The following is a 12802-nucleotide window of genomic DNA, read 5'->3' as shown; positions in this document are numbered from 1 at the left end:
TCGTTCAAAGCGTCTTGGCTCATCAGAACTCAGGATCCCAGTCGACCACCATACGGCCATCTTCCAGGTCGATCTCAACGATCACATCATCGGGCAAAAAGGGTAACAGCCGCTCGCGCTTGTCGATTGCGTCGTTATCACCGCGTACCACCATGACATCGTTCGCGCCGGTCTCGAACAGGTAGCTGACCTGCCCTAACCGTTCGCCTGACCGAGTGAAGACGGTAAGGCCTTCGAGCTCATGCCAGTAATACTCGTCGTCGGTAAGCTCGGGCAGCGCCTCTTTGGGCATCAGGATGTCCGCTTGGGCCAACCCTTCGGCGGCCGTTCGGTCATCCACGCCTTTCAGCTGCACGACAAGCCCTTTGCCTTGCCGACTCCCCTGCAAGACGGTCATGCGCGTGAGGGTTTCCCCTTGGCGCACCCACCATTCGGGGTACTCTAGAATGCTGTCCATGGGATTGGTATAGGAGTACACCTTCAGCCACCCTTTGATCCCGTGAGGGCTGGTGAGCTTACCAAGCACCACATGCGTGTCGTCAGTATGGCCAGTATTGAAACGCGTCATCGACGACCACTCCCGCTACAACAGCATCGATTGCTACAGCGTGCGACAGGCTTACGCCTGTTTGCGCGCTTCCTTGACCAGCTCGGCAACACGACCAGACAGCTGGGCGCCTTGGCTCTGCCAGTGAGTGACGCGATCCAGATCGACGCGCAGACGTTCTTCTTGACCACGGGCGACCGGGTTGAAGAAGCCGATACGCTCGATGAAACGGCCGTCACGGGCGTTACGAGAGTCGGTCACGGTCAGGTGATAAAAGGGACGCTTTTTGGCGCCACCACGTGCCAAACGAATGGTAACCATACGATAACTATCCTTCGGTTGAGGTTACGCGAGTGGGACATAGCGCAAGCCGCTATCAGAACACTCGTCATACTGTTTTCTTGGCGCACCGCCTGCTTATCAAAGCGTTGGCGAGACTCCATCAGGACCTTCACTGGGCAGTGTCGGAGACCACGCTAACGCGCATTTTCCCAACACCCACGCATGAAGAGGCCGCATTCTACGCAAATGCGCCCGGCTTGGAAAGCCTGATAGCCAGAAAACTCACAGGCCGTCAACCATGCCGAACGCGCTCAAGCGCACTCTCCAGGCGGTACTAGCGCCAGGGCAAGCCGCCAGGGCCACCCATCCCCCCCATGCCGCCGGGGCCACCCGGACCACCACCGCCGCCCATCATGCCCGACATACCGCGCATCATTTTCTGCATGCCGCCTTTCTTGCCCGCTTTCTTCATCATCTTCTGCATCTGCTTATGCTGCTTGAGCAGGCGATTTAGATCGGGGACCTGAAGGCCTGCGCCAGCAGCAATACGCCGTTTGCGAGAGCCGTTGATGATATCGGGCTTGCGGCGTTCGTGGGGCGTCATGGAGTTGATCAGCGCCTCCAGCTTGCCCAGCTCTTTTTCAGGACCAGGGCCTTGCGCCAGCTCGGCCATTTGTCCCATGCCGGGCAACTTGCCTAGCAAACCGCCCATGCCGCCCATTTTCTTGAGCTGCTGGAGCTGGTCGCGAAAGTCTTCCAGGTCAAAGCCATCGCCTTTCTTGACCTTGCTGGCGAGCTTCGCGGCCTTGTCTTTATCGACGGTGCGTTCGGCCTCTTCGATCAGCGACAGCATGTCGCCCATACCCAGAATGCGCGACGCGACCCGGTCAGGATGGAAAGGCTCGAGGGCATCGACTTTCTCGCCCACACCCATGAATTTGATGGGCTTGCCGGTGATATGGCGCACCGAGAGCGCGGCACCGCCGCGCGCATCGCCATCCGCCTTGGTCAGTATGACACCGGTCAGCGGCAGCGCATCGTGGAAGGCTTTTGCGGTATTGACCGCATCCTGGCCGGTCATGGCGTCGACGACGAAGAGCGTTTCCTGGGGGGAGATCGCCTTATGCAGCGCCTGGATTTCCGCCATCATCGCTTCATCGATGGCCAGACGACCGGCGGTATCCACCAGCACCACGTCGTGGAACTGAATCTTGGCGTGTTTGATGGCCGCATTGGCGATATCGACCGGTTTTTGATCAGAGCGCGAGGGGAAGAAATCGACCTGCACCTCTTTCGCCAGCGTTTCGAGCTGGTCGATGGCCGCCGGGCGGTAGACGTCTGCCGATACCACCAATACCTTTTTCTTCTCGCGCTCACGCAGGTAGCGGGCCAGCTTGGCGACGGAGGTGGTTTTACCGGCCCCCTGCAAACCCGCCATCAGCACCACGGCAGGCGAGCCCTTCAGGCTCAAGCCTTCGTTGGCCTCGCCCATGATCGCTTCCAGCTCTTGCTGGACGATTTTGACGAACTGCTGGCCCGGCGAGAGGCTTTTCGACACCTCTTGGCCGACGGCGCGCTCGCGCACGCGCTCGATGAAGGCTTTGACGACCGGAAGCGCCACGTCGGCTTCCAGCAGCGCTTTGCGCACCTCGCGCAGAGTATCTTTAATATTGTCGTCGGTTAGCCGTGCTTGGCCTTTGATCGACTTCAGCGTCTGGGAAAGACGCTCACTCAGATTCTGAAACATGGGGCCTCTGCCTCCGTCGCTGTCGCCGGGCGTATTCACCGGACGAATGTGGCGGCAATTATACGCGCTCGCGGCTTGAGTCTCCATGGCCGTCAGCGTTGGCGCTCGACGGCTGTGCGACGCCGCTTTGATTGGTTATAGTAGGGTAGCCGTTCTAGAGGGAACGGAGAAAGCCTGAGGCGCGCTGGCAAGTTGCCCCTCAGCAAACGTTGTCGCCGATTTGGCCCTATTGTTCAACAACGCGCTGCAAGGCGCATGGATAGCATCATGCAGGCGCTCCCGTTCGCCACGATCGCTTTTGTACTCTATGTCGCCGCTGCCATCTGGCAGGGCATGACGCTGTTTCGCCGGGTGCCACCTCGCCAGGGGATGGTGCGCCTGCTGGGTGCACTCGGCCTACTGCTCCACATCCCCGTCGTCGTCAAACTAGTGGGTGCATCTCCGGGACTACTCCCCGGATTTACCACCAGCGCCACGCTACTGATGGCGGTGGCCGTCAACGTGGTGCTCGTCGCCAGCCTCTTCAAACCGGTACTGAATGCCGGTATTGCTCTCTTTCCGCTGGCCGGTATTGCGCTGATCGCGGCGACATGGCTACCCAGCCAGGGTAGCCATAGCGGCCTGACGCCGGGCATCTTGCTCCACGCGGTAAGCTCTGCACTGGCCTTTGCCGTGCTGGCCATTGCGGCAGTTCAGGCGGTGCTGGTGGGCTTGCAGAATCAGGCGCTGCGTCATCACCATATTCGCGGCATCGTTCAGTCGCTACCACCGCTGACCACCATGGAGCGCGTACTGTTCGAGCTGGTGTGGGCAGGCATCGTGCTGCTCACCCTATCGATCATCAGCGGGCTTATCTTCCTCGATAATCTTTTTGCCCAGCACTTGGTGCATAAAACGGTGCTATCGCTGGGCGCTTGGGTCATCTTTACTACGCTCTTAGTAGGGCGTTACCGGTTTGGCTGGCGTGGCATGCGCGCCGTACGCTGGACACTCGGCGGTTGTGCTCTACTGCTGCTGGCCTACTTTGGTAGTAAATTCGTGCTGGAAATTCTGCTTAACCGCTAAGCCTGCGGGCATTGCGGTCAAGCAGCCCTGGCGGCATGCTTGACACGCTACTGGCATCCTTCTACAAATCGAGCTTCATACGCCATAAAGGAACTTTCGACTTGAGCGACGACTTCCCCCTGGGGTTACTGTTCGGCCTGCTAGCCTTACTCATTTTGCTGTCTGCCTTCTTCTCAAGTTCTGAAACAGGCATGATGTCGATCAACCGCTACCGGCTTAGCCACCAGGCCAACAGCGGCGACCGCAGAGCCAAGCGTGTCATGCGCCTGCTCACCCGGCCCGATCGTCTCATTGGCGTCATCCTGATTGGCAACAATTTCGTCAATAACCTGGCAGCCTCGATTGCCACCATCATCGCCATTCACTTTTTTGGCGATGTATCGGGCCCCGCCATCTCCACCGCGCTGTTGACCATCACTATTCTGATCTTTGCGGAAGTGACGCCCAAGACGTACGCAGCCATCAAGCCAGAGCGCATCGCCTACCCCACGTCCTTTGCGCTGGAACCGTTGCTCAAACTGCTCTACCCCTTGGTATGGCTGGTCAACGTAATGTCTAACGGCCTGCTACGCCTGGTGGGCGTCAAAAGCGTCGATAACGGCGGCGACAATCTTACCCGTGACGAGCTGCGCACCGTGGTGCACGAAGCGGGCACGCTAATCCCCTACCGCCACCGCGCCATGCTGCTATCGATTCTGGACCTCGAAAATGTGACGGTGAACGACATCATGGTGCCCCGCCACGAAGTGCTGGGTATCGATTTGGACGATTCGCTGGAAGACATTCTGACCCAGATCCGGACCAGCCAGCACACACGCCTACCGGTCTATAAGGGCGATATCAACAACATCATTGGCATGCTGCACCTGCGTAACGCTGCGCGCTTTTTATCCCGCAGCGAGGTGACTAAAGCCGCCATCGTTCAAGAAGCGCGGGAGCCCTACTTCATTCCCGAGTCCACGCCACTGCATACCCAGCTGCTGAATTTTCAGAAGCAGAAGCGACGGATCGGTATCGTAGTGGATGAGTACGGCGATGTAGAGGGCCTGGTGACGCTGGAGGATATTCTCGAAGAGATCGTCGGCGAGTTCACCACCGACGTTTCCGAAGATGACGAAATTCATCAGCAGGACGACGGCAGCCATGTCATCGAAGGCACGGCGAATATCCGCGAGATCAATAAGATGCTTGGCTGGCAGCTACCCACCGACGGCCCCAAGACGCTGAACGGGCTGATTCTCGAACACTTGGAGGCGTTCCCAGAAGGCCCTGCCTGCCTGCAAATCGGCAATACACGGATGGAAATTCTGGAGATTCGCGACAACTTGATCACATCGGCACGTTGCTGGCAAAAACTACGCCTGCCCCGCCGTTAATCCGCCTGCTTCGACGGGCGCCGAGCGATGTCGCTGTCGCCCGCGGCTTTCAATGCTCTAACGCGCTGCTCTAAAAAACGCCTTAGCGCGACGCCTTCGACCTCATGGACGGCGATGGGTGGGCCAAAATGCAGGCTCACTGGCGCCCTAAAACGGGAGGGCCACTTTTTCAACGCCTTGCCGCCGTAGTGGGACGTCCACGACCCCCATAGTCCCGCCAGCCCGGCAGGAATCACCGGTACATTGTCACGCGCGAGGATGGTTTCGAGACCACGACGGAAGGTGTGAATCTCCCCATCGGGGGTCAAGCGCCCCTCTGGAAATACCATGACGATATCTCCCTGGCGCAGCGCCCTGCTCACCTCATCCAGGGTGCGCCGCAGCGCGCCGGGGCTGTGGCGCTCCGACTCAATCGGAATCGCCCCCACCAGTTGGAACCACCACTTCAGCCAGCGGGATTCAAAAATAGGCTGGTCCATCACGAAGCGCAGCGGGCGGGGGCTTCCACCGCCCAGCACCAGTGCATCCATGAAGCTCACATGGTTGCACACGACCAGCGCCGCCCCCTGCTTGGGAACATTGAATTGACCGTGTACAGATAGCCGATAACAGCCGCGCATGGCCAGGTAAATGACACGGCGTAATAAGCAACGGGTGGTCTTGATCCCCCATGTCACGTCGTGGCACCCCGGTGACGCAACCCAGCCAGCACCGTGCTCATGAGCTGCTCCAAGAGTTCATCGACCTTGAGTTGCTGACCCTGCCAATAGCCAAGCCGCTCATTCAAGCCAAGCTGCACCAAGCCATGTACACTGCCCCAGAGCGTGCGGCCTAGACGACGCGCTTCCAAGTCGTCTAGAACGGGTTGATACTGCTTTAACGAGGTTTCTACCTGCGTAAACAGCGCCTCGATGAGATCGCTCTGACGCTGGTCCAGCTCACCCTCCTGAGCCAGCGGATAGTCGAACAACAGCTGCCAGCGATAACAGTCCTGCTCGGCGAACCGCCAGTAAGCATGCGCCAGAGAACGCAGCCAGGGCTCGGGATCGTCTTCAGCCAAACTCGTGATGGTGTGCTGCAAACGTGCGAGGGTTTCTACGTTGACGTGCTGCAATAAATTGTTAAAGCTGCCGTAGAGTTTTAGCAGCGTACTGGGCGCGCAGCCCACCTCTCTGGCCAGAGCACGTAGTGATAAACCATGGACTGGCTGCTTAGCCAACCACTCATCACAAGCGTGCATGACCTGCGCGTGGAGGGCATCGGGCGCATGCTGTCTAGGACGGGCCATGGCGATCTCTTCAGGTCAGCGGCAAACAGGGAAGAATGCCTCCTCGCGCTTTAGCGTGAGCAAGGTATACGATAGGATACCTTACATCGAACACTGTTTTCGACACTAAAACGCGACATTTAACGTATTACGACTTCCCTTTGCCATTTTGCATCAGCGCCGCAGGCATCGCGCCCTAAGGAGACCGGCATGACGGGACGCCTACACGTACAGCGCCTATCCCTTGCCCGCCTTGCGCCAGACCTCAAAAGCACCGCTTTGCTCATCGAGTCTCCCAACTTAGCACCGCGCCAGCCCGTGTCCGCCCTTCGTTTAGAGCAGGGGCAGTTAACGCACACGCCGCTCTTTTGGGGGCTGACGCCGCCCTGGCTCAAGGTCCTCGACCACGCCCCGCACTGCGCCCGAGCGGAAACGCTGAGTGAGCGCCCCATGTTTCACGAAGCGTTCAACGCTCGGCGCTGCGTGATTCCGGTGAGTGGCTTTTACGTGTGGAAGCCCCAGACACGCAGCAAGCAACCGTTTCTGGTGACCCACGTGAACCGCTCCCCGCTGCTACTCGGTGCGCTCTGGTGCCGTTACCACACCACGCTGACCACCTTTACCGACTCGACGGCGCTGATTAGCGTGCCAGCCAACGCCTGCCTATCGTCGCTCACCGACCGCTTGCCGGTGATCATTCCCCCTCAGGCGCTACACCGCTGGCTAGACCCTGGCACCGACGTCGAGGCACTAACGCCCATGTTGATGCCCGCCCCACTGGAACTGTTGGGCGCTTTTCCGGTATCAAAGCATGTGAATAACCCTGCCTATCAGTCACCCTCTTGCGCACACCCTACGGGGCCCATGTTGCGCTGGTCCGTGTCACAGGAGCCGTAATGTTGCCCACTATGTCTGTTATTCCGCCTCGCCTGCTGGCAAGGCGCGCGCTTGTTGGCCTGACCATCGGCCTGCTCTTGGCGCCCGCCACTCCCCTCTGGGCAGAAGAGAGCCCGGTCGCCGAGGCCATTACCCCGACCATCAGCCCTTTCGATGACCGCGACTACCGGGTCATCACCCTCGACAATGGCTTACAGGCGCTGCTGGTCAGCGACCCCGATGCCGACAAGGCCGCCGCGTCCATGAACGTGCGGGTCGGCAGTGCTCAAGACCCGGACGACCTCCAGGGTCTGGCCCACTTCCTTGAGCATATGTTGTTTTTAGGTACCGACCCCTACCCGCAGTCGGATGCCTATCAGCGCTACATCTCGGATAACGCAGGGTCGCACAACGCCTTCACGGCTCAGCAGGACACCAACTACTTTTTCGATATCGAGCCCTCCGCGCTGCCCGGCGCGCTGGATCGCTTTAGCGAATTCTTTCTCTCGCCGCTGTTCAATGCCGACCACCTGGAGAGCGAGCGCAACATCGTCCACTCCGAGTACATGGCGCGCATCCGCGATGAGTCCCGTCGTGAAAACGATGTGCTGAATCAACTGCTCAACCCAGACAATCCCACCACCGGTTTCGCGGTGGGCAGCAGAGACACCCTGGCCAACCCGCCAGAGGGCGAAGCAACGCTGCGCGAGCGGGTGATCGATTTTTACCACCGCTACTACGACGCCAACGTCATGAACTTGGCCGTGGTGGCCCCCCAGCCGCTCGACGAATTGGAAGCCCTCGTGGTGGAGCGCTTTGCCGACATTCCTGACCATGGTTTAAGCGCACCCACCGTCGACGAGCCGCTGATCGACCCCGACACCTTGCCGCGCTATATCGAACGAGAGTCGCTGCAGGATCGCCGTCAACTGCGTTTCTACTTCCCCGTTCCCGACCCCACGGACGAGTACCGCACCAAGCCGACTCAGCTCATCGCCCACTTACTAGGCGATGAGGGCGACGGTAGCCTGCTGGCCGTGCTGCGTGAGGCGGGCCTGGCCGATGGGCTCTCAGCGGGTGTGGGCCGCGGTGATGGCAATGAAGCACTATTTACCGTCTCCATTAGCCTGACGCCCACGGGTGCCGAACGCCTTGACGACATCGAAGCCACGCTGTTTGCCGCGATCGAGCAGATTCGCGCCGACGGGCTGGCCGAGTGGCGCTACGACGAGCAAAAAAGTCTCAGCGAGCAGGCGTTTCGCTTTCAACAGCACGGCGCCCCCCAGCAAGAGGCCACCCGCCTAGCCATGAGCCTTTCGCGCTACCCGGTGGAAGACGTGCAGTACGCCGCCTATCGCATGGACGGCATGGACAGCGAGCGCCAGCAGCTCTACTTGGACGCCCTAACGCCTGACAACCTGCTGCGCGTCTACTCTGCGCCGGATGTGGAGAGCGATACCGTCTCACCGTGGTTCAATACCCAGTGGAAAGAGCTGCCACCCACGACGGCCGGTCAGATCTTGAGCGGTCTCGCGCTCCCTGCCCCCAACCCTTTCATTGCCAGCGACCTAACCCTTCAAGCGGGCCAGGACGAGCAGCCGTCGACACTCATCGATACGCCGACGTTTACCGCTTGGCACATGCAGGACAGCCGCTTCAATACGCCCAGCGTCGAATGGCGGGTGAGCCTACAGCACCCCAGCGCCAGCTACTCGGCGGAAGAGGCCGTGCTGACGCGGTTACTCGCAGGCTGGCTCAACGACAGCCTCAACGAGTCGCTTTACCCCGCGTGGCTTGCCGGTCAGTCGTTTAGCGCCTACGCCCACGCGCGCGGTATGACGCTGTCGTTTTCCGGTTGGCGGGATGGCCAAACGCCGCTCATCGAGCAAGCCATCGAGCAGCTTCAGCAGGCGGATATCTCTGCTGGCGCCTTCGAGCGGGTGCGCTACCAGCTACAGCGGGAGTGGCGCAACGCGCCACGCGCGTCGTTGACCGGCCAAGCCAGCCGAGCCCTGGGTGAGGCGCTGCTCTCCCCCCAGTGGTCGACCGACGAACTGCTGGCCGCCAGCAAACGACTCGATAAGCACCACCTGGAGGATTTTCGCGAACGCTTCCTCGATGGTCTATACATCGACGCCATGGCCGTGGGGAACCTGACCGCCGACCAGGCACGAGAACAGGCCAGTCTCATTCGCGGCGCGCTGACCCCGCGCTTGACGCGGGATGACATTCCCACGCTGGCGCCACTGGAGGCGAGCGAGGAATCGACGGTGCTTCATCCACACAGCACCCGTGAAGAGTCACTGGTACTGCGCTACCTGCAGGGGCGCGATACCAGCATCGACGAGCAGGCGCGCCTCAGCGTTCTGGCCCAGTGGCTGGACACGCCCTTCTACCAGCAGTTACGCACCGAGGAGCAGCTTGGCTATATCGTCAATGCGGGCTATTCGCCGCTGCTGGAAGCACCGGGCATTGGTCTGATCGTGCAGTCGCCGGACGTGGATAGTGGCACCATTGCCGAACGGATGGACGCCTTCATGGCAGCCGCCGGGGAGCGCCTCGAGACGCTCAGCGATGAGGAGCTGGCGGCCCACCGGCAAGCGGTGCATGACCGACTGCGCCAACGGGATACCAGCCTGCAGGGCATGGCCAATCGCTATTGGCAAGCCACGGCACTCGACGAGGTACGCTTCGACCGCCGTGAGCAGATCGCAGAACGCGCCCTCGAGGTTAGTGTCGAGGAGCTGCAGGCGCTCTGGCCTGCGCTGCTCGCACACCCGCTAGACATTCGCTTCAATCCTGGGGATGCGCCCAGCGATATCGCCGCTTACCGTGAGACGCTCGCCCCCTTCGACGCTCGCTAGCCGTCACCATTGCCAGCTTAGGCATCGAATGCCTGGGCTGGCATCATGGCCTCGACGAACATCACCAGCTCTTCGAGAATCTGCCGCTCATGATCGGTGAGCGGCTGCTGATTGTAACGCTCGATGTCACGCGCAAACGCTTTGAGCGTCAATCCCGATAGCGCAGGATCGTTCATACGCATCCAGCGAAACGCCTCCCACTGCTCGCGCTCTTCACCCTCCAGGGTGTCGGGGTAGCTGCGGGCACGCAAGCGAAACAGCATCTCCTCCAGGCGCGGGTCTTGAAAAGCAAAGCGTTGGCCCACCAAGTCCCAGGGGTCCATCGCCAGCACCCGCTCCATCTGCTGACGATCCGCCGCAGAGAAAAAGCTGCCGGAGTAGAGCATCAAATCAGGGTCTTGGGGCGACTCTTCGTAGCCGCCGCTGAATACCTCGGTCACCTTCTGCGCCACGCCGCTGGCCTCGCGCAGAGTTTTCCAGTGCCCTCGACAGGCGGCGATGTCGATGCCCAAGCGCGCCACGATCGCACCGTACTCGCCCTTCTGCTCACCTTCCACGTCTTTGAGCACCGTGGCGGGAAAGACCACCGGACAGCGATTGATATGAATCACCTTGAGCGGAATGCGCGCCTCACCTTCAGAAAGGTCCTGCTGACTGACGAACACGCGTTCACGAATCTGCTCGGCACTGAGCGACAGCAAATCGCCGGGGTCGACGCTCAAATCGTACACGATCACCCCGTTGGGGTTGGTGGGATGCTCTGCCAACGGCATGACCAGGGCGCTACAGCCTCGGCTGGCCGGATAACGGCGGGAAATGTGCAATAGCGGTTTGGCGCTGGGAAGGTCGAGCTGTTTGGCCACCGCGCGCTTGCCGCGCAAACCGAGCAAATAATCGAACAGCTTGGGGTTACGCGCTTTCAGAAGTCGTGCCAAGGCGATGGTGGCGCGCACGTCGGCCACCGCGTCATGAGCCCCCTCATGGGCAATGCCGTTCGCCGCCGTCAGATGCTCTAGTTTGAAACTGGGGGCGCCATCCTCTCGCAATGGCCATTCGATACCCTCTGGGCGCAGCGCATAAAACGCCCGCACCACATCGATCAAGTCCCAGCGGGAGTTGCCGTTTTGCCACTCGCGGGCATAGGGGTCGAGCAAGTTGCGATAAAACAGATGGCGCGAGACTTCATCATCGAAACGCAGGCTATTATAGCCTGCCACGCAGGTGCCGGGCTCACTCATGGCGCTCTGCACTTGCCGCGCGAATTCCGCTTCTGGCAGCCCACGGCGCTGCGCTTTTTGAGGGGTGATACCGGTAATCAAACAAGCCGCGGGGTGAGGTAGGTAATCATCAGCGGGCTTACAATACAGTTCGATGGGCTCGCCGATTTCATTGAGGTCCGCATCGGTACGTAATGCAGCAAACTGAGCGGGCCGATCGCGGCGAGGATCGGCACCAAACGTTTCATAATCGTGCCAGAGGAAACTGGCAGGGGCGGCATTCGGTGTCGCCATGGATGCAAACTCCCTTGAGCGTGACCGCCCATCCATGCGCCGACAACCTTCGCTGGATGGGAACAAAAGCCCAAGACTAGCACACCCGCGACGCCACCCGCCGCCCCGAACGCACATTGACGCTTAGCTTTTGGGCAGCGTTACGTTCAGTTCCAGTACCGAGCAGTTATCTTCACTATCCAGTGAAATTTGAATGGCATCGTCGTCCACATGCACGTAACGACGAATCACTTCGAGCAGTTCGCGCTCAAGCAGCGGCATGTAATCAGGCTGACCACGCTGGCTACGCTGATGCGCCACGATGATTTGTAATCGTTCTTTGGCCACCGAGGCGGATTTCTTGCGCTCACGCTTCAAGAACTCCAACAGTTTCATCGACGACTACCCCCAAACATCCTGCTCAACAAGCCTTTACGCTGCATCTCATGAAAGCGCAGCGGCATCTCCTCCCCTAGTAGGCGTGACACAGTATCGGCGTACGCCTGGCCCGCATCGCTCCCGCCATCATGGGTGACGGGCACCCCTTGGTTAGAGGCTCGTAACACGGCTTCGGATTCTGGAATGAGACCCAATAGATCGATCGCCAGAATCTCGCGAATATCGTCCAGGGTCAGCATATCGCCTGAGGTGACACGGGCAGGGTTATAGCGGGTAATCAGCAAATGCTCTTTGACCGGATCGAGGCCCTGCTCGGCACGCTGAGTTTTCGAACCTAGCAACCCAAGAATGCGATCAGAGTCACGTACCGAAGAGACTTCGGGGTTAGTCACGACGATGGCTTCGTCGGCGTAGTACATTGCCAGTTGCGCGCCGCGCTCGATCCCAGCGGGGGAATCGCACAAGATGTAGTCGAAATCATCTTTCAACTGCTCCAGGACTTTCTCAACGCCTTCTTGGGTCAGCGCATCCTTATCCCGGGTCTGCGAGGCCGGTAAAATGAACAAATTCTCGACGCGCTTATCACGGATCAGCGCCTGATTCAGCCCCGCCTCGCCTTGGATCACGTTGACCAAGTCATACACCACTCGGCGCTCGCAGCCCATGATCAAATCCAGGTTGCGCAGCCCCACGTCGAAATCGATCACGACCGTCTTTTTGCCACGCAGCGCGAGCCCTGTCGAAATCGCCGCAGCGCTGGTGGTTTTACCGACCCCCCCTTTACCTGAGGTCACAACTATAATTTTGGCCAAGAGTCACTTCCTTCTTGAAGTCGTTCATTGCGAGCGCGTGGCGCTACCCGCATAACGGGAACATCACTGTCAACAAA

12 protein-coding genes are annotated in these 12802 nt (G+C 59.9%); 4 read left to right on the top strand and 8 right to left on the bottom strand.

Annotation, left to right across the window (positions count from 1 at the left end; translation table 11 throughout):
* Positions 1–22: 22 nt before the first annotated feature.
* From rimM to ffh, 3 genes are all read right to left on the bottom strand, one after another.
* Positions 23–568 (bottom strand): ribosome maturation factor RimM, encoded by a 546-nt coding sequence (gene rimM / locus FHJ80_RS15705; protein ID WP_139528276.1) that lies wholly within the window; start codon positions 566–568, stop codon positions 23–25.
* A 51-nt stretch (positions 569–619) separates the two neighbouring features.
* Positions 620–868 (bottom strand): 30S ribosomal protein S16, encoded by a 249-nt coding sequence (gene rpsP, locus FHJ80_RS15700; RefSeq protein WP_009098555.1) that lies wholly within the window; start codon positions 866–868, stop codon positions 620–622.
* Positions 869–1163: 295 nt separating this feature from the next.
* Complete coding sequence (gene ffh / locus FHJ80_RS15695) at positions 1164–2576, bottom strand: signal recognition particle protein (protein ID WP_139528275.1); 1413 nt, start codon at positions 2574–2576, stop codon at positions 1164–1166.
* Between the two features lie 267 nt (positions 2577–2843).
* Here ffh and FHJ80_RS15690 point away from each other — a divergent pair, with 267 nt between their 5' ends.
* Both FHJ80_RS15690 and FHJ80_RS15685 read left to right on the top strand, forming a co-directional pair.
* Complete coding sequence (locus FHJ80_RS15690; RefSeq protein WP_139528274.1) at positions 2844–3641, top strand: inner membrane protein YpjD; 798 nt, start codon at positions 2844–2846, stop codon at positions 3639–3641.
* A gap of 101 nt (positions 3642–3742) precedes the next feature.
* Positions 3743–5017: an HlyC/CorC family transporter gene (locus FHJ80_RS15685; protein WP_139528273.1), complete on the top strand. Its 1275-nt coding sequence runs from the start codon at positions 3743–3745 to the stop codon at positions 5015–5017.
* Here the strand turns inward: FHJ80_RS15685 and FHJ80_RS15680 are convergent.
* Together FHJ80_RS15680 and FHJ80_RS15675 are read right to left on the bottom strand one after the other, a co-directional pair.
* Positions 5014–5694 carry a 1-acyl-sn-glycerol-3-phosphate acyltransferase gene (locus FHJ80_RS15680; RefSeq protein WP_139528272.1) on the bottom strand — a complete coding sequence of 227 codons (681 nt, stop codon included), beginning with the start codon at positions 5692–5694 and terminating at the stop codon, positions 5014–5016. The two genes, FHJ80_RS15685 and FHJ80_RS15680, sit on opposite strands and share 4 nt — an antisense overlap.
* Positions 5691–6305, bottom strand: coding sequence for a TetR/AcrR family transcriptional regulator (locus FHJ80_RS15675; protein ID WP_139528271.1), 615 nt, complete (start codon positions 6303–6305; stop codon positions 5691–5693). The genes FHJ80_RS15680 and FHJ80_RS15675 overlap by 4 nt, the downstream gene beginning before the upstream one ends.
* Before the next feature lie 189 nt (positions 6306–6494).
* Here FHJ80_RS15675 and FHJ80_RS15670 point away from each other — a divergent pair, with 189 nt between their 5' ends.
* Together FHJ80_RS15670 and FHJ80_RS15665 are read left to right on the top strand one after the other, a co-directional pair.
* The gene (locus tag FHJ80_RS15670) at positions 6495–7181 is read left to right on the top strand and encodes an SOS response-associated peptidase (protein WP_139528270.1); all 687 of its coding nucleotides are present in this window, start codon (positions 6495–6497) and stop codon (positions 7179–7181) included.
* The gene (locus FHJ80_RS15665; protein ID WP_139528269.1) at positions 7181–10024 is read left to right on the top strand and encodes an insulinase family protein; all 2844 of its coding nucleotides are present in this window, start codon (positions 7181–7183) and stop codon (positions 10022–10024) included. The genes FHJ80_RS15670 and FHJ80_RS15665 overlap by 1 nt, the downstream gene beginning before the upstream one ends.
* A 17-nt stretch (positions 10025–10041) precedes the next feature.
* Here the strand turns inward: FHJ80_RS15665 and sbcB are convergent, their stop codons facing one another.
* From sbcB to minD, 3 genes are all read right to left on the bottom strand, one after another.
* Positions 10042–11535, bottom strand: a complete 1494-nt coding sequence (sbcB, locus tag FHJ80_RS15660) for an exodeoxyribonuclease I (protein WP_139528268.1) — start codon at positions 11533–11535, stop codon at positions 10042–10044.
* A 123-nt stretch (positions 11536–11658) separates the two neighbouring features.
* The gene (gene minE / locus FHJ80_RS15655; protein ID WP_016915987.1) at positions 11659–11910 is read right to left on the bottom strand and encodes a cell division topological specificity factor MinE; all 252 of its coding nucleotides are present in this window, start codon (positions 11908–11910) and stop codon (positions 11659–11661) included.
* Complete coding sequence (gene minD / locus FHJ80_RS15650; protein WP_139528267.1) at positions 11907–12725, bottom strand: septum site-determining protein MinD; 819 nt, start codon at positions 12723–12725, stop codon at positions 11907–11909. The genes minE and minD overlap by 4 nt, the downstream gene beginning before the upstream one ends.
* Positions 12726–12802 lie beyond the last annotated feature (77 nt).

The sequence above is a fragment of the Halomonas sp. BL6 genome (genome assembly GCF_006228115.1).
Taxonomy (GTDB): Bacteria; Pseudomonadota; Gammaproteobacteria; order Pseudomonadales; family Halomonadaceae; genus Vreelandella; species Vreelandella piezotolerans.
This window is presented reverse-complemented; position numbering and strand designations above follow the sequence as displayed.